Genomic DNA, 24,055 nt, shown 5'->3' on the forward strand with positions numbered 1-24,055 from the left:
CTATAAGTTTTGTTATGTAAGTTGTTTTTGTATATCTTTTTGAAATACGAAAGCTTTAAGCATTGCTTTTACACTAGTAATATCTTCATTATTTAATAACTGTACTTTGTGGAATAGTTGTAGTAGTTCTTCATCATTAAGTTTATTATTTACAATTTGCTCATCAGAACCATAAATAAGTGAATCTGTAGACACTTCTAAAGCATCAGCTATCTTTTTAGCTACATCAATGGTTGGTGATGTTAAATTACGCTCATATCTTGATATATGTGTAGCGTGTACATCTATCATCTTGGCAAGATCACCTTGTGATATATCTTTCTCAGCACGTATTCTCTTTAAATTATCGCCAAATGACATAAGTGTAAATATTAATAGATAAAACATCAAAAATGTTATACAAATGTAGATAATTATGAACATAAAATATAACAGAGTTAAAAATAATAACCAAAGTATATATTTTTAAATAAACAAATTATATATATTTGTAGTCAAATATGACTATTAAAATATTTTTAGGCTATGTTAGATACAACCCATCCACACAACTACAGTTATATCACCAAACACTTAGAAATCCATATTCTAGGCGGTATCAAGTTCAATAATCTAGAACGTATGCGAGTTACCTTAAGCATACAAAAACCTAAAAACCATAATGTACTAAGACATAGTATCGATTTATATAATGATAATACCATAGAACGCTTAGTAAGAAAAGTAGCAGAACGTATAGAAATCGGTACATCAGTAGTAAGACAGTGCCTCCAAAATCTCACAAGTGAGTTAGAACAATATCGTATTGATCAGATTGATAAAGAGCGTCAGGAAAATGAAAATTATATACGAGAACTAGACACAAAGGAGAAACAAGTAGCTACCAAATTTTTAAAAAGCAACGATTTACTACAAAAAACCAATGAACTCATTGGTAAAAGTGGAGTTATTGGTGAAGAAACCAACCGATTATTAATGTACCTAATCTTTACCAGTAGAAAAACCAATAACCCCTTACATTGTATCAGTCTTGGTAGTTCAGGAGTTGGTAAAACACATCTACAAAGTAAGGTTGCAGAACTCATCCCCGATGAAGATAAAGTAGAAATCACGGTATTATCAGCAAATGCCTTTTATTATTTTAATCGTACAGAATTACAACATAAGTTAATCTTAATCGAGGACTTAGATGGTGCAGAATCTGTACTGTACCCATTACGGGAACTACAATCTAAAAAGAGGATTACCAAAACGGTAGTTCATAAAGACAGAAAAGGCACTACCAAAACGATACACCTTACTGTAGAAGGCCCTGTAAGCGTATCAGGTTGTACCACACAAGAAAGTATTTATGAAGATAATAGCAACAGGAGTTTTTTATTATATATCGATGAATCTAGTGAGCAAGATAAAAAGATCATGCACTACCAGCGTACCGAGTCGGCAGGACGAATAAATAAACAAGAAGAATGTAGTGCATCCAGATTTTTACGCGATGTACAACGAATGCTAAAACCTATCAAAGTAATCAATCCTTATGCAGAATATTTAGAATTACCAGAATCTGTATTTAAACCCAGAAGAACCAACAGTCACTACTTACAGTTTATAGAAGCCATTACCTTTTACTGCCAATATCAAAGGGAACGTAAATACGATGAACAGACTGGAGAGGAATATATAGAAACTACCGTACAAGATATACAGCAAGCTAACAAGCTGATCAAAGAAACACTCTTGCGTAAAAGTGATGAAATCACAGGAGCATGCCGTAATTATTTAGAGGAACTTAAGAAATATTTACACCAGAATACACAAACCACTTTTACAGCCTTAGAAATCCGTAGACGCTTAAAAGTAAAAAAGACCACCCAATGGCGGTATCACAAACAACTGATAGAGAGTTACTACCTCAAAAAACAACCTAAGAAAAAAGGTCAAACCAGTATCAAGTATGAAATCACCAACCCTAATGAATATAAAGAACTAGAACAACAGATCACCGAAGCATTACAGGAATGTGTATCAAAAATAGATAACCTGTCGGACTCCGACCGTTCCACTGTTCCAACGTGTTCCACTCCGAAAACGGAACAAGCAACTAAAACAAAAAGAGCGAGTTAAACTACTTTTTGCCTCTCGTTCCGCAAAATCCTAAAAAACACATACCGTATAAAAAAATTAGTCGAGAGCCTCGACACGTAGATCTTATGAAAAAACTGAAACTACATAATACATCTTATAAGTGCCTCTTAGAGGCTTTTGAGCAATGGCTGGATATCTTAGGCTATAATGAGCGAACAGTATATTATACCCCCATCTTTATGCGAGAGTTCTTCCACTGGTTAGAAACCCATAATATCCAGCAGTTAGACCATATTACTATCGATACTGTAAAAGCCTATTACAAATATTTAGGAGAACGCAGTAACCAACGTACTAGCGGAGCATTAAGCAAAGCCTATCTCAACAAACATCAAAATGCCCTTAGAAAATTTAGGGAATACCTCAAAAAACACGGAGCAAGAACCTTCAAAATACACCTTCGCCTAGAAAAGAAAGAAAGTGCTATCAAAGATATCCTTACCCAATCAGAGATCAAACAACTCTTTGCAGTAACCAGTTATAGCAGTACATACCAGCGTACCCGATTACGAGACAAAGCCATCCTTGTTATATTATACAGTTGCGGTTTACGTAGAACAGAAGCTGTAAGTCTTGATATTAATGATATCCTTTTTGATGCAGGGCGTGTGTTTGTACGGCAAGGCAAGAATTACAAACAGCGTTACGTACCCATCAACAAACACAACTTACGAATCTTAGAAGATTATATCTACGAAGCACGCCCCCTATATAATGGTAGTCATGGTACAGAAGCACTACTGATTAATAAATACGGAAATCGACTACAAGGTAACTGTCTAGCAAAACGACTACGCCATTTATTAACCCTTGTAGATACTCAAAACTTAAAAGAAAAACACATTACCCCTCATTGTCTCAGGCATAGTATTGCCACCCACCTATTACAACAAGGCATGCATATAGAAGATATACAACAGTTCTTAGGGCATAGCTCTTTAAAATCCACACAGATATACACCCACTTACTCGAATCATTATGAAAGATTATTATACATACCTAGAAGAACTACAACATAGTGAGCGAACCATAAAAACCAATCTCTACAATATTGATAAGCTCAAACAATGGTGCAAATCCAAACGTACCAAACCAACATCATTAACCTACAGGCAAGTACTCAACTATATCAATCACCTAAAAACTACAAATCAACCCCAAACCATTAATAGGCATATCTGGGCGATCAAACATTATTACACCTATCTGATAGAACAAGGGTATCGAACAGATAATATTGCAGAAGGGTTAAAAGTAAGAGGAGAACACAAAAAAGTGTTCCATAACTTACTTAGCAGTGATGAACTAGAAGATCTATTTTACAGCTATCAAACCGATAAGATCTGGAAAGACAATTTTTATTACAAAGCCACGGCAAAGCGTAATAAAGTAGTGGTAGGATTACTAGTCTATCAAGGATTATTATCTAATAATTTTAAATCATTAGAAGTTGAGCATGTAGACCTACGCAGAGGAACCATCTACATCCCAAGTACCCGACGTAATGCATGGCGAAAGTTACCCTTAAAATCGTGGCAGATTATAGAACTCAAAGAATATATAGAAGAAATACGACCAATCATACAAGACCATGTAAATACTGATAATGAAAAGCTGTTTCCACTAAACACCCCACAGTTCAATACCATTTTACACCCGATCTTAAAAAAGCTAAAAACCTACAATCAAAAAGTCATCAATAATACCCATATCAGAGCCAGTGTTATTGTAGGATGGTTAAGGCACTATAATATCAGACAAGTACAGCAAATGGCAGGACATCGCCATATTAGTTCTACAGAATCATACAAACAAGATAATCTAGAAAGTCTGCACGAAGCTATAGATAAGTTCCATCCATTACAGTAAAACAGAATCCATATAAAACCATAACTTTATACCCTCACACAATGAACATCCGAGTGAAGCCAAATACCAAAATAGAAAGTCCCGAAGAATTATACATAATCATGCAACGCATCCTAAAACGGGAGCAAAAAACAGACCGTGACCGAGAACACTTCTGGACAATCAGCCTAAACAATGCCAATACCGTACTCAATATAGAACTCGTTAGTATGGGTAGTGTAAACACTACGATTATAGAACCGATGGAAGTCTACAGCATCCCCTTGCAGAAAAGAGCTACACGAATTATTTTAGTACACAATCATCCTGCGGGCACACTAAAACCATCCGACTCAGATAAAGACATTACCAATAGACTGATACAAGCAGGGAGGATATTACATATAGAAGTTTTAGACCATGTAATCATTACCGAAGCATCCTTTTACAGTTTTACTCAAAGTGGCCTACTCCAAGAATTAGAAAAGAGCCTTGAATATGTTCCAGCCTACGAAATCAAGGCACAAGGAAAAGAAGAAGGGCAACAGGAAAAAGCTAGAGAAATGGCAAAAGCAATGAAAGAAGAAAATGTTGATATAGAAACCATTATGCGCTTTACAGGATTAAGCAACGAAGAAATTACCAAATTACAATAACTTACGTCAATATGAGTGAAGAAATCACCATTCCAAACGAAATAATCACTAGTAAAATATACCTGATTAGAGATCAAAAAGTAATGTTAGATAGGGATTTAGCAGAGCTTTATGGGGTAGAAACAAAACGGTTAAAAGAATCTGTAAGAAGAAATACAGAGCGTTTTCCAGAAGATTTTATGTTTGAAATGACAAAAAATGAGTTCCAAAATTGGAGGACGCAATTTGCGACCTCCAAAACAGATCAAAAAGGTTTACGTTATGCTCCTTTTTGTTTTACGGAGCAAGGAGTAACCATGTTATCTTGTATTTTGAATAGTAAAAAAGCTATTGAAGTGAATATCCGAATTATTAGAGTGTTTACCCAAATAAGACAAACCCTAACCGATACTCTAAATGTACAACTAGAAATCGAAGAAATCAAAAAAAAACTTACCAATCACAGTAAAAATATAGAACTGGTCTTTGATTACCTTGATGAGCTCAATAAAAAATTAGACACACCTGAACCCAATGAGAGAAAGAAAATTGGGTACAAGAAATAACCAACCAATTTATAATCTGATAATTAAATAATTAAAAAGAATTTAAAAGGAAAAAACGTACTGATACACTACAAGCTTTTAAAAGACTGAAATAAATTTAAAAAGAAAAGCTTCGCTACTCCTTACAGTCGTAGCTTGCTAAACATAAAAAATCCCAGATCGACAGGTCTGGTTTTTTAGTTAAAAGTCAGTAACAGATCATTAGTTACGGGCTGTACAAAGGAGTTCGTCTCGTCACTCCGCAAGCTATTTTTTGTTATTCCACAAGTGCTGAAAAAAGCACTTGTTCCATACCGTTACAACTTCCTCACCTCCGGTCGGTAGTCTCCACTACAAACAAATAGCCTTGCTCTATTCCTCTCTCACCCGTAGCTACTCTTTTGCTTAAAAACAATAAGGTACGCTATCGCTGAATAATAAATTAAGCAAAACCGCTACTACATGGGCTACGCCGCTTAGTCGCAACCTAGCCAATTTTTTATGTGGAAGTTAATATCTGATAAAGAAGAAACATAAATAATCGTCTGGCACACAAAACCACTACGTTCCCTTTTGTGTGTCGGTTGCTCCACTACGCTTTGGCTACGCCCTGTCTTTTGCGTACACGCAGTATCTTCAATCGGCAGATTGCCTAAGATCAATCTTGAAGCTGAAGTACAACAGCTTCAGCCGTTGCGCACTCCACCTTCAAGATTAATCGATCACTCATACGGCTAGCAATACGGAAATTACTATTTTAGCATAGCAGACAGATAGATGACCGATAGAACGTTCTTATTTTTTGCTTGATATAAAGGCTGGCCGTGTAAAAAAAGGGTATACCGCTTGTTTTTTTACGTAACTGTATACACAGGTAATTATGTCTATAAAAATGACCAACTCCAGTATTTTAGCACACCCGAAGGATATGCAACACCAAATGGTACAGGATATCGATATGTGTACAATTATAAAGACCATTTAGGGAATACACGTTTAAGTTATACTAAAAATGATGCAGGTACTCCTGAGATTGTAGAAGAAAGTAATTATTACCCCTTTGGATTAACTCATAAAGGATATAACAGTTCTGTATCTTCTTTAGGAAACTCTACAGCGCAATTATTAAAGTTTGGTGGGAAAGAACAACAAGACGAACTTGGACTTGATTGGATAGATATTACAGCGCGTAATTATGATCCTGCACTGGGTAGATGGATGAATATTGATCCGTTAGCAGATCAAATGAGAAGGCACTCATCTTATAATTATGCTTTTGATAATCCAATTTATTTTATTGATCCTGATGGGATGGCGCCTGAAGATGTTATTGTCTTATCTTATGGACAAACTCCAAGAAAAAACCACACATCAGGTCATCAAGCACTTTTAGTTGGGGATGATAAAAATGGTTGGGTATTTATATCAAAAGATAAAGATGGAAGTTATACCGATTCAAAAGGAGAATTAGTGAACGACCAATATACTATTAAGGAATTTGCTTCTGTTGAAGAGTTTGCTAATTCTGAATACAATACTTTTAAAGAAGATTACGATGATGGAGAAGGCTTTAAATATTCTGAAAAAGATAGTGATAATAATATTCGTCAAAGATTTAAAGAAGGTTTTGAAATTGAAACTACTACAAAACAAGATAGAGCTATTATAAACGCAGCAAGTTCAGAAGCTAAAAAACCATTTAGTTTAACAAGTAGTAATTGCACTCACACTTGTAAAAAAGGTTTAGATGCAGGAGGTTTAAAAAACGGAGAAGTTAGCTTAAAAAATGTTAATCTAAAAGGACAATCATTCATACTACAATCACAAAATTATTTCCCTACTGCAAAACAAGCTGAAATAGAAAGAAGCAACAAGGGAAAAGATGTTGATCATAAATTAATTCCAAATAATTAAAATGAAAAAAAGATTAATTATACTATCATTACTTATTATTGCTTTCTTTGGTTTATATTATCTAGTAACAGTTAAATTAAATAATAGTGGGCAGTTTGTAAATTACCATTATTACCCTTCATCTTCTGTTAAGGAATCTATTTCTAGTGAAAATTTTCTAAAAGAATTACCTATAGACTCTATTATTATAGAGGGAGATGAAAATTTTAGAAATATGGTAAGTTCTGATTTATTATTTTGGATTGATAAATTTAAGGTTAATGAATCTTATGGTATATTAAATTTATTTTCACATAATTATATTGATAATGAAAAGAAAATATTAAGAGTTTCTTATAAAGAATCAAGAAAATCACAAGATTTTAATTACGATGATTTAATATGGCTTGAATATGATGGTAAATTAATTGAAAGTATAAACCTTACTAATGGAAAAGGATATGTAAATGGGGATGTTGCAATACTGAATTTTTTTAACAATAAAGATAAAACCGAATATTTAGGAACTGTAAAAATACCAATTAAGTATAATAAAAGATAGTAACTCCGCTACCGCGAAGCCAATGTCATTAAGTTAAGGAATTATTTTATTGATTTTCATATTGTTATAACCCGAAGGATATGCAACACCAAATGGTACAGGATATCGATATGTGTACAATTATAAAGACCATTTAGGGAATACACGTTTAAGTTATACCAAAAATGATGCAGGTACTCCTGAGATTGTAGAAGAAAGTAATTATTACCCCTTTGGATTAACTCATAAAGGATATAATAGTTCTGTATCTTCTTTAGGGAACTCTACTGCTCAATTATTAAAGTTCGGAGGGAAAGAAGAACAACAAGATGAACTTGGACTTGATTGGATAGATATTACTGCAAGAAATTATGATCCTGCACTGGGTAGATGGATGAATATTGATCCTTTAGCAGATCAAATGAGAAGGCACTCACCTTATAATTATGCTTTTGATAGCCCATTAATGTTTGTTGATCCTGATGGAATGGCTGCATACTGGGTTCCAGATCAAAATGGAAATCTCAAAGCTGAAAAAGGAGATAATGCTGCAACTTTGGCTACACATTTGAATATATCTGAAAATGATGCAAGTGATTTAATTGATAACCAGAAATTAGAACGAGAAAATTATGTTGAAACTGATGCTGCTGTAGTTGAAGGACAGACGTTAGATATCGATAATAATATGACAAGATCTGTAGAAAATTCTAATGGCCCTACAACAGAACAAATACAATCAGGAGATACATCAATAAAGCCAGATAGAGTTAATGATTTATATAATTGTGGTGGTTCTTGTATAGCGGGTGTCCAAGGAAAAGAGATTAACCCTGAGAATGCAGGTGTTCAAAATTTCTTTAATCCAATGGCTACTGGAGAAGGTAAAACTGTTAGAGATTCTTTTGAGCAAGTAGATTCTTTAGACGATGCACAATTTGGAACTACTGTAATTGATTGGGGAGGAAAGCACTCAGCAATTTATTATGGATCAAGTAAAGATGGAACACCATATGTGTATTCTAAAAATGGAGTTAATGCCAAACCTGGCGTTTTTAAATTAAGTGAAGTAAATAAGATATACAATGCAGATAATAAGATACAACCAACTTATCATAACTATAACCCTAGTAATTAATTTAATTAGTTGTTCTAAAGCAGGTGATAATAATCATAAGTTAAAGGAGGTGAAATTTCACTCAAAAGGCGAAACAGTTGTTATTAAAAAATACTCTCTACATACCGAAAAAGGGGGATTGTATTTGCTTATTGATAATGATGTTAAGCGAGATAAGATTTTGAAAGTATTGGATATAGATAAAATATCATTGTTTACTAATGATACAATCTATTATGCATTGCCTTATGATGTTTTATCAAGTCAATTGCCAACATCTACTTTTTCTTTTGCTTTAAAAAACAACTCTGAAAAGTTACAATATTATAATGATCCAAAAGGAGAATTAATATTAATTGGTAATGAAGATCAGCTTAACTTGTTAAAATAAAAAATAGATTTAAATATATATAAGCCACTCAGCAATGAGTGGTTTTTTTATTATAGGAAGATTTATTCTTTGTATAGTTTGGCTACCTTTTTATCAATCAGGTAATCAGACATATTAGTGTCATTATAGATCACTTCTGCAATGTATCGAGCATACTGATCTTTGTTTTGTTTGGTGGTGGTAATGGTAACAATCGCTCCCCGCTACCGCGAAGCTGTGCTTCGTGACGTCAAAGATTGGCGAGTAAGAGTAAACAGTACGAGTAAATAAAAGCAAAGAACCAGTTACAGCAATGTAGCTGGTTTTTGTTTTAAAGTATAAATCTATCCTCAATAGGGGATTCTATGAATAAAAAAACAACACATAACCAACAAATTACCCCTCCTTCTTCTTAATAGATCAGAATACAATTCTCATATTTTTTTATTTTTTTTAGCCAGTTTCAAAAAATGGTACTTATCTGCTGTAATATTGCATATCACATCTCTAACAAACCATATATGATAACAGAAAGATATCCGTTTTTACCTGTTTAGCTGATCTAAAGCGAAAGAAATGAAAAAAGCAATGAAAACCAAAGAGTGTACTATAACCGAGATAACAAAACTTACTGAATTAGGTAAAAGATGAAATTACCAAGCTATAATAACTATTTATCAAGCAAAAAAATAGAATGACTCAAAAAAGTATTATACCTAGTGAAACAATAACCAGCAAAATATACCTAATCAGAAACCAAAAAATAATGTTGGATAGGGATTTAGCAACTTTATATGATGTAAAAAACATCAGGTTACGTGAACAAGTCAAACGGAATATAGAGAAGTTCCCTGAACATTTTATGTTTAGGCTAAATGAATCCGAGGTTGAAATTATGGTATCGCAAAATGCGATACCTTCCAAAAAACATCTTGGAGGTTCTTTGCCCTATGTATTTACCGAACACGGAATTTTACAACTAGCCAATGTATTAAAAAGTGATAGAGCCACTCAAATGAGTATTAAAATCATTGAGATTTTTGTAAAAATGCGAGAAATGCTAACTGATAATCTAAGTGTAAAACTAGAAATCGAAGAAATCAAAAAGAAACTTACAAATCACAGTAAAAATATAGAGCTGGTCTTTGATTATCTTGATGAACTCAATAAAAAATTAGACACACCTGAATCCAATGAGAGAAAGAAAATTGGATACAAGAAATAATTAAAAAAATAAAGAATTTAAAAACTTAAAGAATGAGTAACGATATAATTATTCCAAACGAGATAATCACTAGTAAAATATACCTAATTAGAAATCAAAAAATAATCTTAGACAGTGATCTATCAGAACTTTATGAGGTAGAGACTAAACAACTAAAAAGACAAGTAAGAAGGAATATTGAGCGTTTTCCTGAAGATTTTATGTTTGAACTGCCTAAAGAAGAGTTCGAAAACTTGAGGAGCCAATTTGGCACCTCAAATTGGGGAGGAACAAGATATATGCCGATGGCATTTACAGAACAAGGTGTTGCCATGTTATCTAGCGTGCTCAATAGTCCTACAGCCATAAAAGTCAACATACAGATTATTAGAGTGTTTACCCAAATAAGACAAACCCTAACCGATAATCTAAGTGTACAACTAGAAATCGAAGAAATAAAAAAGAAACTTACCAATCACAGTAAAAATATAGAGCTGGTCTTTGATTATCTTGATGAACTCAATAAAAAATTAGACACACCTGAATCCAATGAGAGAAAGAAAATTGGATACAAAAAATAATTAAAAAATAAAGAATTTAAAAGCAAAGCTCATTCATACACTACAAGCTTTTAAAAGACTGAGATAAATTTAAAAAGAAAAGCTTCGTTGTAGATAAAATTCTATAATAGGTAAGTTCAGTTCTATAGAGAAATACATTCGTTATTATAAATCATCTCCTGAATATTAATAATAGCAGTAATAAAACCTTCTTCCCTGCTGCCCCTCAGTACAGGCTAACGCTATAATTTTTCTAGTAGCGATTACCAGTAAATAAATGATAAAAACCGTTACAGCAATGTAGCTGGTTTTTGTTTTAAAGTATAAATCTATCCTTTCCAGAGTTTAGCAACGTTTTTATCAATCAGATAATCAGACACATTAGTATTGTTATAGGTTGCTTTTGCAATGTAGCGTGCATACTGGTCTTTATTCTATATGACAGTAATGGATCTTAACATAACTTAACAATATATTAGCATTTACAACACCAAACACCCCCCTCTTTAGCACAAATATAATATTACATATAAAGTCATTAATCTTCACTTCAATGTTATGCATATATAAAAGTACACCATTCGTATATTTTTTTTTGTCAAAACTATGTGAACATCCAAATTAGATCGCTCAACCAATAAAATTGGTAACGCGTTAACAATTAAATTAATTTTTAAACTCAACTTAATGAACAGAACAACTAAATGTACAATAAAGAAGCCTCTTTACAAGAAGGGCTTAAAACAGCTGGTCATGGTACTAGCCTTTATTCTTGGCTACACCAGTATCGCTCAGATAAACTCTGGAGGAAGCCACACAACAGCCAACCATTCTAAACAAGTAATAGGGTATGTTCCTAATTGGGACGCATGGAAAGACTCTAAATTTGATGTCCTTAAAAAATCGTTGAATCATTATAATATAGATTATTCACAATATACCATTCTTAATTTTTCATTCTTTGGAGTAGCAACAGACGGATCATTACATAGTGGAGATTTAAGAAACAAAAAAATCTATGCCCCTGGAGAAGTACAACAGCCAGGAGATATCTTACATCCTGATGCCAACAGTAGCCATGACAAAGCTTTTGTATTAGGCCAACCAAAAGAATTTTGGGGTTGGGACGAAAAACTAAGAGCTTTAGGTTACGAGCCTCATCCAGAAGGAGCCTATAAAGGATGGGTAAAAACAGCTACAGGAGAACAAGGAACTTGGCCTCTAGAAGAATACCTAGAAGCTAGTATGATTAAAATAGCGCATGAAAATGGTGTAAAAGTAATGGCATCTATCGGTGGATGGAGTATGTGTAAACATTTCCCAGAGATGGCTGCAGATGTTACCAAAAGAGCACGATTTGTTGCAGACTGCAAAAAAATAATCGATGAATACGGATTTGATGGAATTGATTTAGACTGGGAATATCCAGGACCATTTGATGGAATGAACTTTACTGGATCTGTAGCAGATTACAAAAACTTTACAACCCTTGTAAAGGAAATAAGAGCCGCCATCGGACCAGATAAACTGATAACTGCTGCTATGTCTGCCTCTCCTGCTAAATTAAACGGCCTAGAATGGGCTGAGCTAGACAAATACATGGATTATTACAATATGATGACCTATGATTTTAATGGTGGATGGTCTAACAAAGCTGGACATAACTCTCCATTATATGACTACCCAGAAGCAGAATATCAAGATTTTTCATTAGATGCTACTTACAAAAAATTAGCCGCATTAAATGTAAACCTATCAAAGGTAAATCTAGGAGTTGCTTTTTACGGAAGAGCAGTTACTACAGAAGGTAGCCCAGTGTTAGGAGGAAAAACAAAAAAAACTCCTCAGGTATTTGCAGTAGATGGCCCTGTAGATTCGGCCTCTGACCTTGTTAATTTTAAAGACATGGAAGGAACCCCTTACTACACAACAATCTTAAAAGAATTAGCTTCGGGTAACTGGACAGAAAACTGGGATGATACGGCAAAAGTGCCTTACCTAACTCATAAAACATCTAACTCTTTCTTAAGTTATGATAATGAACGCTCTTTATCTTTAAAAGCAGAATATATCAAAAACAAAAAACTAGCAGGATGTATCGTTTGGGAAGTATTTAGTGATTTTGTAGTTGGCCCTGAAACCAAAAAAATAGGAAAGTATCCATACTGCCCTGCAACAAAAGCTCCTTTGGCTAATGTAATCAATAAGGCTTTTGCAACTGGAGTTATTGATACCAATAAAGCTCCTGTTGTAAGTATCGTATCTCCTACTGCCCAGCAAAACATTGAGCAAGATGCTCCAAAAGAGATTACTCTTATTGCAGAAGCTAGTGATGTTGATGGAACAGTAACATCAGTAACTTTTGAAATCGGAACGCAAACACTAGCAAGTACATTAGTAAACAACCAATATACTGCTACATGGACACCTGTAGGCTTTGGTGACTATTCATTGACTGTTACTGCTACTGATGACAAACAGGCAACTACCAAAAAAACAGCAGCTTTTTCTGTTTCTAAAACAGTGGGTACAACCAATCAAGCTCCTGTAGTAAAATTTATAGCTCCTACAGCACAGCAAGATATCAAACAAGCTACAATCAATGCAATTACTCTTATTGCAGAAGCTAGTGATGTTGATGGAACTATTGCTTCTGTAACCTTTAAAATAGGAACGCAAACACTAACAGCAGCTTTAGTCAACAATCAATACACTGCCTCTTGGACACCAACAGCATTTGGTGCGCAAACAGCAACGGTAATTGCTACAGATGACAAAAATGCTACTGCAGAGCAAACAGTAAACTTTACTGTTTCTAAAACTACAACCACTCCAGAAGGAGAACACCCACTAGTATCAAGAGCTCAATGGGATGTTTTATTCCCACACAGATTCGGGTCAAAACTTGTAGGAGATATCTATGTAATCGATCCTAAAGATGATTTCTATAGCTATGATGCATTTATAGAAGCTATTAAAAGAATGAAGAATATCGAAGTAATGTTTGAAAGAAGATGTGGTACCAATGCATACAGAATAACTCGTACAGACAAAACTACTGGAGCCTCTTTATTACTGAGAACCGATGTTGACTTTGACGCACCAAGAAATTTAGAAAAAGAGATCATTATAGATAATGTTGATTATGCTTCATTCTTAGAAGAAGGAACTTTAGAAACTAGAAAAAGAGAGCTTTCTGCCTTTTTTGCAAATATCTCTCACGAAACTACAGGAGGATGGGATACAGCACCAGGAGGAAGATTCTCTTGGGGATTGCATTTTAATGAAGAAAAAACAGATGCTCCTTATGTAGCCGCAAACGATCCTCACTACCCAGCAACACCAGGTCAATCATACAAAGGAAGAGGACCTATCCAACTTTCTTACAATTTTAACTATGGAGCTGCCAGTCATATCATCTTTGGAGATAAACAGATCCTATTAGATAATCCAGGTAAAGTACTTGAAGACTCTGCTTTAGCATTTGAAACAGCTATCTGGTTCTGGATGACACCTCAATACCCAAAACCATCTGCACATTCAGTAATGGCAGACACTTGGGTTCCTAATGAATTAGATATCGAAAAAAACAGAGTTCCTGGACTAGGAATGACTGTAAACATAATCAATGGAGGTATCGAATGTGGACACGGAGGTGCTTCAGAAAAAGGACAAGTAGCAGACAGAATTGGATATTACGAACGTTTTACCAGCATCTATAATATCGGAACAGATATGGACGGCGTAAACGATTTATCAGACTGTGGTTGTAAAGATATGACTAAATATGCGGGTAATTCTGGAGGTGACTTTACCGCTGAGCCATGTGCACAGAAACCTGCAATTACCTTTATATCTCCAACAAACAATCAATTAATTCTACAAAACACCTTTGCTCCTGTTGCTGTAAATATAGAAGTAGATCAGAAAAACTCTGTTCTAAAAACACTTACAACAACTATTGGTACTCAAACATTCAATGGTGCTACTTTTTCATGGACACCTAATGGATACGGAAGTCATATCATGACTTCTAGTGCAACTTTTGAAAATGGAAAAACTGCCACAGCTACCAACAAAGTAATCATTTGGGATGGAACTAATCTTGATTGTAATGAAATCCCAGAATGGATTAATGTTAGAATCTATAAAGACAAGGATAATTATGTAAGATACAATAATGCAATCTACAGAAACAAGTGGTATGCACCAAACGGTAGTACTCCAGGAGTTGATGGGGTTTGGGAACTAGTAAAAGAATGTACTGGATCACCTAGCTCTGCTCCTTCAATAACTGAAGTTTCACCTGCTAATTCAAGTGTTATAGAACAGCCTCAACTAGCTAGTATTGCATTAAAAGCATTAGTAAACGATAATGTATCCGTAAGTAGTGTTTCCTTTATGGTAAACAATACTGCAGTTACTGCTACTCAAAGTTCTTCTGGTGAATATACAGCCAACTGGACTCCTACTGCTTTTGGGCAAGTTACTTTTAAAATAACTGCTACCGATGGTGAAGGTTTATCTTCAGAAAGTAACACTACTTTTACCGTTAAGAAAAAAACTACTGGAGGAACAACCTGTGGTGATGTTACTGCATGGGAAGCTAAAGTATACTCAGCTTCTGGTCAATTTGTAAGTTATGAAGGAAAAGTATACAAAAATAAATGGTATGCTGAGATCACTGATATTCCTGGGGTAAATGCTGTATGGAGCTATGTAAGAAACTGTAATGAAACACCTTCTTATACAGATTATTGTGGATCACAACCATGGATTACTACCCAAGCTTATAGTAAAGATGATAAAGTATATTATTCAGGAAAAATATACCAAGCAAAACATTGGACAAAAGATAGCGCACCAGACACAAGTAACGAATGGAATTTTGTGTCAGATTGTGTTTCTACAGGTTCTATTACAGCTAATCTATACCCTACTGTTGTCTCTGATCAGGTTAATATCAGTGTAAATTCTAAAAAGAATAGCGCTTTAAAAATAGTACTTTATGACTATTCTGGAAAAACAGTACGAACCCTTGTGGATCAAAACATTTCTAAAGGAGATTCTACTTTTACAGAAGATCTATCTTCTTTAAGAAATGGTATATACATCTATAAAATTTACATAGATGGTAATGTCAAAACAGAACGGTTAATCAAAAAATAATTATAACCATAAAGGCAACTAGTTCAATCAATGAATTAGTTGCTTTTTTCCCCTTACTGTTAACTAGTATGAACTATCACTAGAATTTTTCTAGTAGTGATCATCGGTAAGCAGCACAAGTAAATAAATGATAAAACCAGTTACAGAAATGTAGCTGGTTTTTCTTTTAAATCTATTCTTTCTGAAGCTTAACAACTTTTTTGTCAATAAGATCATCAGACTTATTCATGCTATTAAAGTATATAATTATATACTATTATTAGTCTATAATGAGGAACTCAAAAAAATAATGTAACAAAAAAGTCTTATCTGATCTAAAAGAAAACCATGGATATAAGCTAATTATTAAAGTAGAATTAGATATTACTGAAGCTCTTGATTGGTATGAAGAAACAACTACACCACTACCTATGATACTTTGCAGTCAAAATCTATAAAAAGCATGTTTATTTACTCTCTATTTTCTCAATCGTCTTATTTTTTTATCAAAAATAGGTCGTTGCAAGAAATACCATTTTAGCTTAAACCCAAATTCCATATATTCAAAACCTGCAGCAGTAGCAGAAGCAATATTACTATATTTACCATACAAAGTCGTCTTAAAACGATCAGAAAACCGATATCCAAATTTTGCTTCTGCTCTAAAAGTGGAAGATCCAGGATCTTCCTCTACAAACTGCCTTCCTAATGCTGCACTAGCGGTATAAAACCATTTTTTTGTAGGATCGCTTACAACTTCTGCAAAGATTTCACCCAAATTAAACTCTCCAGGGCTGAAATAGATAGTAGGCACTTGATTATCAAAAGAAAGATATTGATAATTAATTCCCGCTTTTAGACCAGGTCTATGTAATACATTATAATATAAGGAAGTAAATAACAAGTTTCTACTATTTGCATCAGTCTGAGAGGTATATATATATTGAGTATACCATCCTAAATTAAAATTGGTACTCAGATTATAATTCAAAAAGTAATTATTCATTATAATCTCCCGATTTAATAAATCTGCATTAAAATTCTGTAGCTCTCTCTTATACCCTACATCTAGGCTATGCAGTTTAAACGGTTTTGTTTTTAGTACTGCTTCTGCAATCAATGCAGTATAATCAGTTGTAAACCCATTAGCATTGGTCACCCCTACTCTGGTTTGCAAAGAAACCCTACCACTATATTTATACAAAAAACCTAAAGAGAGATCATGAGAAGTAGCCTCATTCATACTTATCGTATTTTTTGTAGTTCTATAATCATACTGAACCTCTGGTATAAACTTAACTGATAAAGGAATCTCTGCTCTTACAGTAACATTAATCGCTTCATTATCTCCATTATCAAATGTAAATGCCGTTTTTTCTTCAACAAAAGGAGTATGTGTCTTTTTTAAGGTTTTGATTAATTTTTGTGCATCCTGTTGTTTTGGATAATAATGTAGTGTACGAAACGCATAGGTATATGATTTGATATCATCTCCTACCGCTCTATATGCATTCGCTATCCCTAGGTTACCATCAAATGAACCTATATCTTTTTTCAGAATCTTACGATAATTCTGAAGACTTGTTCCAAAATTACTCGTGTACATACCATGAGTAGCCTGCAAAGCAAGAACTCTAGAGTTATCAGGATATGATTTCTCAAGTTTTTTGATCTCTTTTTTGGCTTCACCAAATTTTCTATTCCACAATAATGCTTGTATATAACGCTCCCAGGCAGATAGGTGGCTATCCTTATCTTCTTTATTTTTCTTTGTCTTTTCATAGGACAACCTTGCAATATCCAACGCCTTTTTCTCTTTGTGCTTTTTATGAGACACCAGAGATAAACCATTTAATGACAAACTACTATCCTCAGGATTTACACCCAAATCAGTATATGTTTTTTCTGCATTTACAAGATCATTGGTCATGAGATACATATTTGCTTTATTGAGCTGTGTATCCTTATCATTAGGAAAATCAATCAGGTTCTCGTCTAATAGCGCCAATGCTTCTTTGTACTTTTTATCCTGAGCTATTGTATTGGCATACCCTAATCGAATATATTTTCTAGACAGCATCGCATTCGGATTTCCTTTTTGTAATGCTAATGCTTTATTTACCATCTCTAAAGCATTCTTATATTTCTTCAAATTAGAAAGTGTATTTGCATAGCCTAATACAGCAGGAAAACTAATTGCATCTTCTGCTATCAACTTTTCATAGAATGTTTCGGCTTTAGCAAACTGCTTATCCCAAAGTAAGGATTCTGCATAATTCAATTTAATCTCAAAATCATTGGTATACTCTTCTCGTAACTTTGTAAAGATAGATACTGCCTCTTTAGAATCTCCTAATAATCCTACTGCTCTACCATAACATAACCGAGCTGTTTTATTATCTGGGTATTCCTTTAGAACTGTATCAAAAAAAGATTTTGCCTTATCATATTTACCTGTTTCCAGATAATTAAATCCTTCTTGCATATCCTGAGCTACCAAAAATGAAAATGAGCCCAAAAACAGAAGACTAAAAAAATATATTTTTAAGTGCATTTGTTTCGTGTAAAAGTTGATTAATAATGTTAAAGTAAGCATTACAAAAAAAACAATAGATAAAAACCAGATAAGTTTTATTAAAAATTGATTTCGCTCATTTTTATTTAACGAATTTTGATTAAAAATTAACATTTATTTGTGTGTCAAAATCAAAATTTAGGGGGAAAAACCCCCTTTTCACGACATGAAAATTGTACGGAAATCATCATTTCCTTTAACATTTGTAGTCCTTTACCTTCATTTTAAAACTTATAAAATGTTAAAATTTGAGTGAAAAATGCCTATTTATCGACGAAATACACTGTTTTTGGGTTGTGCGTAAACATATTGCGGTTTTACCGTATACGGATATTAAATAACTGGTATTACTTTTACATCAAGTTGATAACCAATAATTAGTATCAATTTAAGTTCAAAAGTAAATTCGTCAAAATGTAAAATAGGCTTCAAAAATCCCCAGAAGAATGTTTAACAAAATTTACAAAGATCATAGGTCTACAAAAAAATAAAAAAGACCGCTCTTAATAAACCTTATACTTCTAATACCCCAGAAGTATGTCCCAAAAAAAAATAAAGTATGATGACGAAAACTACTGGAATTATTATCCCTTGCTACAATGAATATGATAGACTGGATCAAAAGAAGTTTTGCAACTTCCTAAGCAACAACTCAAATTACCACTTATGTTTTGTGAATGATGGTAGTTCTGATGACACTTTAAAAATGTTATGTGAACTCAAAAAATTCGACCCAAAAAGAATATCTGTGCTTGACCTAGAGCAAAATCAGGGTAAAGCCACTGCAGTACAAACAGGAGCAAACTACCTAGCAGATATAGACTATATAGAAAACATCGCTTTTCTTGATGCCGATCTTTCTACTTCTCTAGAAGAAATGGATAATTTGGTAAAAAAATTAGACAGCAACCCGCAACTTACAATGGTTTTTGGTTCTAGAAAAGCAGATAACTCAAATAATATAGATAGAAACATTATTAGAAAATTCTTATCAAATTTTGTTGGTTTCTTTATTAGATTCATCTTACAACTTCCTATCAAGGATACGCAATGTGGAGCAAAAGTGTTTAAGAAAAGTATCATCGAGAATGTATACAGCCAAAGATTTATCAGCCGATGGTTATTTGATATAGAAATCTTCTTACGATTAAAAAAGCATATCGGATTAAAAGATCTATTAAATTGTATTAGTGAAGAACCATTAGATAGTTGGATCGAAGTAGAAGGGTCTAAGATTACATTAAAAGATTCTTTTCTTATCCCAATCAATCTTCTTATGATATGGTTTAGCTACTTCAAGCCTAGAACTCATAGCAAAAATGCATCTGATATTTTCAACCTTAAAACAAACTACTATATGGTAAGATAACTACTTTCTTTCTTTAAAAAATACCCCAAACCTATTATACAAAATTTAACCATCAAACAACGCTTGTATCATCCGTATCAAGATACTAGCTACCCATATACTATGAAAAAAACCATTACTCTCCTGGTAATTCTTCTTACAAGTATTACCTATGCCCAACAACCTCTTGATTGTAATGACGGAAAATTCTATCAAGTAATTTCTGGAGCATTACGATCATACGACCCCATAACAGGAACCTATTCAGATCCTCTACATACACATACTGCATACAATGCAGGAGGATACAACCCTGTAGACAATTTTTTATACGCAATCAGAAATAGTGATAAACATTTATTGCGTATAGGTCAAGATATTATAGTAGACCTAGGGGCCGTTGCCGCAAATGGTGGAATCCAATTTGGAGGTGGTTATGCAGCAGATGTAGATAGTGACGGAAACCTATGGGTATTTCAAAACTCTCTAGACAAACAATCATTTCACAAGATTCTTAATCTTCAGGATTACGATGGGTCTACTGCTCCCGTATTTGAGATCGTAGTCTCTAATCAAGCTTCTCCTAGCACATGTGCTGATGTCGTTTTTATAGACGGTAACTTATACGGAGGAAGTAAAGGAAAAGTTTTTAAGTGGGATCTTACTACAGCTACTCCCGCTTTTAGCAGTAAATCAGTTACTGATTTACCTAGCCATACTTTTGGTGCTTGTTATACTGATACTAGCAATAGATTATATGTATCCAGTAATAACGGAGGGCTACACCTAGTAAATGATTATGAAGGTGCTACTCCTTATGCTACATTATTAAACAATACAGAAGTTACAAATTCTAACGACGGATTTAAATGTGCTGTAGGGATCTCTCCTATAGATGCAGATCAAGATGAAGTTCTTGATCCTTTTGATAAAGATACGGATGGTGATGGAATTCCAGATCTTGTAGAAGGTGGAGGAGTTGATCCTTATGGTGATGATGATAGCGATGGTGTTTTTAATTACCTAGATCCAGATTTTGGTAATACCTGTAACAGTGGGGTTTCTCTTGCCTTTGATACTGATAGAGATGGCGTGCCAAATGTATTAGACCTTGATAGTGATAATGATGGAATTTTTGACATTGTAGAAGCAGGATTAGGTGCTTATGACACCAATGGTGATGGACTCTTTAACTCTCAAGATACTGGTTTCTTAGATTCTGATCTTGATGGAATCGCAGATATTGTAGATGTAGATCAAACTGGTATTGCTTTTTTCCCTGCCGATACAGATGGTGACTTAATTTATGATCCCTATGATATCGATTCAGATCAAGATGGTATTATTGACCTTATAGAAGGACAAAACAGCCTTAATTTTATAGCTCTTTCTGGTTCTGACCAAGATAGAGATGGTATGGATGATGCATTTGATCCTGATAATGCAGGAACGCCACAAGGATATATTAATACAGACGGTACTGATAAACCTGATTTTCTTGATACCGATTCTAATAATGATGGCACACTGGATATTGTAGATGGGTATGATACCAATAGTGACGGAACTGCAGATACCCTTGCAGCAGGAAGTGACTTTGATCAAGATGGTCTAGATGATCATTTTGACCTTAAAGAAACTGTATTTGATTCTGATAACGGAAACCAAACTCCTACAAGCTTTCCTGTATCAAGTATTGGTGATCGGTATCATTATCTAGGAACATACATCAGTGATGGTACCCCAGATTATTTAGGAACAAACGAAGTATTGAGTTCTGATTACCTTACTCGTATTAATGGTGCTTTACCAGAAGGAAACTCAGTACCAGATCTTAACCCCAACTATATCTACTCTGGGTATGATACTGATGTTATTATAGAAAACACAACAAATGTTACAGTAACCTTTTTAGGTGAAAACACAACATACAAAAACACACTAGGTTATTATACCTATGATATAAACAGCCCGCTAACAAAAGCTCCTACTCCAGAAGACATAACAGTTATTTTTCCAAATGCTTCTCAAACAGGAAGTGATGGCGGATTAACTCCTGGAAACACGGTAAACATTGGTAGTTTCTCTACTGATACTGGTATCGGATGGGTATTGCTTGCAGATGGTTGGGATAACGGATCTATAGATTCTGGTTTATGGCAAATATATTCTGATCCTGATTATAACCCTGAATGTGATGAAGCTTTACGACCACACAACATTTTATTGGCAGATACTGCAAATGAAACAATTGTATTAGGTTTTGAAGATTTAAGAAGAGATTATCTAGGTGCAGACCATGATTTTAATGATGTTATGTTTCATATCAAAGCAGATACCTATTCATCTCTAAAAACAACAAATATTCCTGAATTGACTGAAGAAGGTGTTGTAACTTCAGGAAACGACGGAGGATTAGAAAGTAATGGTGATTTAGCCAACTTGATCGCCAAAAGAAACTTTTTGAGATCAAAAACTAATAAAGTATACAATCAAAAGAATTTACAACAACGTTTTGCACCAGGGCAAAAATCATATAAGTCTGCTAATGGTCAGGATTTAAGTATCTATTTTCCTACAACAGGTGCTACAGGTACAGAAACATCATTTGTCTCTAGCCCAGATGACCTTCTTGGAATCACTAACGCTACTGCTGTATTCTCTATAGATTACTACAAACAAAATCAAAGAGTTGGTGCTGCACTGGCTATGGCTACCAAAGGTGGTGTATACGATCACTCAAAAACTATATGTGATAGACTTAATGGCTCTGTACTTGAGGATATAAGAACCTTAACTGTACGTAACCATACATTGGTAAACACCAAAATAAGAAGAGCTACTGGTGAGATTGAGCAAGCCTTACATTTTTCTGTAAGAATGGATGAATACCAAAATGAATTATACAGTTTATGGAACATTGATCAGTATCCTGCAGGTGATTATCTTAATTTCCAGATATGGGGTGGATCAATACCACAAGTAGTTAATATGGCAAATACTATTATAGATCAACTAGTAGGTGAAAAATCATTAGGAAAAACTTTTATCCCTAATAATATCCCTTCTGTATTTGTACAAAAAGGATTCTATAAAGACGGAAAACTTGAACTGGATATCATAAACAAAACCAAAGCAAGTCAGTTTTATTTCAGAGGAAATAAAAGAACTACCGAATTATCAGAAGAAAAATTAATGACCAAAACTGTTTCTTTATCTGGTGAGTACCACGAGAAAGTAACAGTAGAAACAGGGTATTTATTTGATATTGGTTTTGCCATTACAGGAGATAATCCTGATAAAATTGATGCTTTATATCTTGCAGATGGCCCTTGGGGAATTGATTTCTCTGAAGAAAATGTAACCATCTCTAATTTTGAAATCATTAAAAACGAAAACAAAGAGGCTCCAAGTAGTCACTATTTGGTAGAACGTGACGCCAAAGTAAGTGGTAACCTTAAAGAAACGGTAAACTTATTTAGAAATATCTTGGGAGGTGATCTTACTTTGAATGTATCTAAATACAAAGCGATAGAGTTTGAATTACTTACTGATAAAGATGTAGAAGTTATTCTAGTAACCAAAGATTTGGTAGACTGGAACAAGAGACTTAGATATACTATAAAAGCTAGTGATAGTATACAAAAGCATTCTATTGCTTTCTCAGACTTTTCTAGTGCTGCAAAACAAGCAATTACTGTAGAAGAATTGAGAAGTGTAGTATTCTCTGTACATGGTGACTATAGTCGTTTTACTCCTTTTAACCTTCAAGTTTCAAAACTTGCTTTTACACCAGAGGTAGCAGTAGATGAAAACGCAATCATAGATAATGATGATATCGCAAGTATCACTACAGATACAACGATAACTAATTCTCCTAATCCATTCTCAACCCAAACAACAATCAAAATGCCTACAAAAAATCAAAAAATTACAATCTCTGTAATTGATATGTTAGGTAGAGTTGTACAACAAGAAGAATTAGGAAATACAGGAACCTCATCAGACACCTTTATTTTTAATGCAAAAAACTTACAACAAGGAGTTTATAAATATATTATTAGAGGTGATGACTTTAAGAAAAAATACAAAGGAAGTTTTTTAATACAGTAGATAGATATGGTT

General features: G+C 33.9%; 17 protein-coding genes. 14 read left to right on the forward strand and 3 right to left on the reverse strand.

The window, feature by feature from the left end:
• Positions 1 to 12: 12 nt before the first annotated feature.
• The gene (locus DG508_RS14850) at positions 13 to 387 is read right to left on the reverse strand and encodes a helix-turn-helix domain-containing protein (protein ID WP_159090851.1); all 375 of its coding nucleotides are present in this window, start codon (positions 385 to 387) and stop codon (positions 13 to 15) included.
• Between the two features lie 138 nt (positions 388 to 525).
• Between DG508_RS14850 and DG508_RS14855 the strand changes: the two genes are divergently transcribed.
• The 9 genes from DG508_RS14855 (at position 526) to DG508_RS14895 (ending at position 9,116) form a co-directional block, all read left to right on the forward strand.
• On the forward strand, positions 526 to 2,124 hold the full coding sequence (locus tag DG508_RS14855) for a hypothetical protein (protein WP_108868899.1): 1,599 nt from the start codon (positions 526 to 528) through the stop codon (positions 2,122 to 2,124).
• An 86-nt stretch (positions 2,125 to 2,210) separates the two neighbouring features.
• On the forward strand, positions 2,211 to 3,128 hold the full coding sequence (locus tag DG508_RS14860) for a tyrosine-type recombinase/integrase (RefSeq protein ID WP_108868900.1): 918 nt from the start codon (positions 2,211 to 2,213) through the stop codon (positions 3,126 to 3,128).
• Positions 3,125 to 4,015 carry a tyrosine-type recombinase/integrase gene (locus DG508_RS14865; RefSeq protein WP_108868901.1) on the forward strand — a complete coding sequence of 297 codons (891 nt, stop codon included), beginning with the start codon at positions 3,125 to 3,127 and terminating at the stop codon, positions 4,013 to 4,015. Before DG508_RS14860 ends, DG508_RS14865 begins: the two co-directional genes overlap by 4 nt.
• Before the next feature lie 41 nt (positions 4,016 to 4,056).
• The gene (locus DG508_RS14870; RefSeq protein WP_108868902.1) at positions 4,057 to 4,650 is read left to right on the forward strand and encodes a JAB domain-containing protein; all 594 of its coding nucleotides are present in this window, start codon (positions 4,057 to 4,059) and stop codon (positions 4,648 to 4,650) included.
• Between the two features lie 11 nt (positions 4,651 to 4,661).
• Positions 4,662 to 5,195, forward strand: coding sequence for an ORF6N domain-containing protein (locus tag DG508_RS14875; RefSeq protein ID WP_108868903.1), 534 nt, complete (start codon positions 4,662 to 4,664; stop codon positions 5,193 to 5,195).
• Positions 5,196 to 6,020: 825 nt separating this feature from the next.
• Positions 6,021 to 7,088 (forward strand): RHS repeat domain-containing protein, encoded by a 1,068-nt coding sequence (locus tag DG508_RS14880; protein ID WP_108868904.1) that lies wholly within the window; start codon positions 6,021 to 6,023, stop codon positions 7,086 to 7,088.
• Between the two features lies 1 nt (position 7,089).
• Positions 7,090 to 7,629 (forward strand): hypothetical protein, encoded by a 540-nt coding sequence (locus DG508_RS14885; RefSeq protein WP_108868905.1) that lies wholly within the window; start codon positions 7,090 to 7,092, stop codon positions 7,627 to 7,629.
• 112 nt (positions 7,630 to 7,741) lie between these two features.
• Positions 7,742 to 8,746, forward strand: coding sequence for an RHS repeat domain-containing protein (locus DG508_RS14890; protein WP_108868906.1), 1,005 nt, complete (start codon positions 7,742 to 7,744; stop codon positions 8,744 to 8,746).
• A gap of 49 nt (positions 8,747 to 8,795) precedes the next feature.
• The gene (locus tag DG508_RS14895) at positions 8,796 to 9,116 is read left to right on the forward strand and encodes a hypothetical protein (protein WP_159090852.1); all 321 of its coding nucleotides are present in this window, start codon (positions 8,796 to 8,798) and stop codon (positions 9,114 to 9,116) included.
• A gap of 62 nt (positions 9,117 to 9,178) precedes the next feature.
• Here the strand turns inward: DG508_RS14895 and DG508_RS21465 are convergent, their stop codons facing one another.
• Positions 9,179 to 9,310, reverse strand: coding sequence for a thermonuclease family protein (locus DG508_RS21465; RefSeq protein WP_108868930.1), 132 nt, complete (start codon positions 9,308 to 9,310; stop codon positions 9,179 to 9,181).
• Between the two features lie 479 nt (positions 9,311 to 9,789).
• Between DG508_RS21465 and DG508_RS14905 the strand changes: the two genes are divergently transcribed.
• The 3 genes from DG508_RS14905 to DG508_RS14915 all read left to right on the forward strand — a co-directional run bounded on the left by DG508_RS14905 (position 9,790) and on the right by DG508_RS14915 (position 16,028).
• Complete coding sequence (locus tag DG508_RS14905; RefSeq protein WP_108868908.1) at positions 9,790 to 10,320, forward strand: ORF6N domain-containing protein; 531 nt, start codon at positions 9,790 to 9,792, stop codon at positions 10,318 to 10,320.
• A gap of 32 nt (positions 10,321 to 10,352) precedes the next feature.
• Positions 10,353 to 10,880, forward strand: coding sequence for an ORF6N domain-containing protein (locus DG508_RS14910; protein ID WP_108868909.1), 528 nt, complete (start codon positions 10,353 to 10,355; stop codon positions 10,878 to 10,880).
• 732 nt (positions 10,881 to 11,612) lie between these two features.
• Positions 11,613 to 16,028, forward strand: coding sequence for a glycosyl hydrolase family 18 protein (locus DG508_RS14915; protein WP_159090853.1), 4,416 nt, complete (start codon positions 11,613 to 11,615; stop codon positions 16,026 to 16,028).
• A 457-nt stretch (positions 16,029 to 16,485) separates the two neighbouring features.
• Here the strand turns inward: DG508_RS14915 and DG508_RS14920 are convergent, their stop codons facing one another.
• Positions 16,486 to 18,561 (reverse strand): tetratricopeptide repeat protein, encoded by a 2,076-nt coding sequence (locus DG508_RS14920; protein ID WP_108868931.1) that lies wholly within the window; start codon positions 18,559 to 18,561, stop codon positions 16,486 to 16,488.
• A gap of 580 nt (positions 18,562 to 19,141) precedes the next feature.
• Here DG508_RS14920 and DG508_RS14925 point away from each other — a divergent pair.
• Both DG508_RS14925 and DG508_RS14930 read left to right on the forward strand, forming a co-directional pair.
• A complete protein-coding gene (locus DG508_RS14925; RefSeq protein WP_103866688.1) occupies positions 19,142 to 19,951 on the forward strand; it encodes a glycosyltransferase in 810 nt (269 codons plus the stop codon).
• Between the two features lie 102 nt (positions 19,952 to 20,053).
• Complete coding sequence (locus tag DG508_RS14930) at positions 20,054 to 24,043, forward strand: DUF6923 family protein (RefSeq protein WP_108868911.1); 3,990 nt, start codon at positions 20,054 to 20,056, stop codon at positions 24,041 to 24,043.
• Positions 24,044 to 24,055: the final 12 nt, after the last annotated feature.

Source organism: Aquimarina aquimarini (assembly GCF_900299535.1).
GTDB lineage: Bacteria > Bacteroidota > Bacteroidia > Flavobacteriales > Flavobacteriaceae > Aquimarina > Aquimarina aquimarini.

Excerpts from the sequence above, each read along its gene's own strand:
- DG508_RS14850 (WP_159090851.1), bottom strand. The coding sequence starts at position 387 with ATGTTTTATCTATTAATATTTACACTTATGTCATTTGGCGATAATTTA.
- DG508_RS14855 (WP_108868899.1), top strand. The coding sequence starts at position 526 with ATGTTAGATACAACCCATCCACACAACTACAGTTATATCACCAAACAC.
- DG508_RS14860 (WP_108868900.1), top strand. The coding sequence starts at position 2,211 with ATGAAAAAACTGAAACTACATAATACATCTTATAAGTGCCTCTTAGAG.
- DG508_RS14865 (WP_108868901.1), top strand. The coding sequence starts at position 3,125 with ATGAAAGATTATTATACATACCTAGAAGAACTACAACATAGTGAGCGA.
- DG508_RS14870 (WP_108868902.1), top strand. The coding sequence starts at position 4,057 with ATGAACATCCGAGTGAAGCCAAATACCAAAATAGAAAGTCCCGAAGAA.
- DG508_RS14875 (WP_108868903.1), top strand. The coding sequence starts at position 4,662 with ATGAGTGAAGAAATCACCATTCCAAACGAAATAATCACTAGTAAAATA.
- DG508_RS14885 (WP_108868905.1), top strand. The coding sequence starts at position 7,090 with ATGAAAAAAAGATTAATTATACTATCATTACTTATTATTGCTTTCTTT.
- DG508_RS14905 (WP_108868908.1), top strand. The coding sequence starts at position 9,790 with ATGACTCAAAAAAGTATTATACCTAGTGAAACAATAACCAGCAAAATA.
- DG508_RS14910 (WP_108868909.1), top strand. The coding sequence starts at position 10,353 with ATGAGTAACGATATAATTATTCCAAACGAGATAATCACTAGTAAAATA.
- DG508_RS14915 (WP_159090853.1), top strand. The coding sequence starts at position 11,613 with ATGGTACTAGCCTTTATTCTTGGCTACACCAGTATCGCTCAGATAAAC.
- DG508_RS14920 (WP_108868931.1), bottom strand. The coding sequence starts at position 18,561 with ATGCACTTAAAAATATATTTTTTTAGTCTTCTGTTTTTGGGCTCATTT.
- DG508_RS14925 (WP_103866688.1), top strand. The coding sequence starts at position 19,142 with ATGATGACGAAAACTACTGGAATTATTATCCCTTGCTACAATGAATAT.
- DG508_RS14930 (WP_108868911.1), top strand. The coding sequence starts at position 20,054 with ATGAAAAAAACCATTACTCTCCTGGTAATTCTTCTTACAAGTATTACC.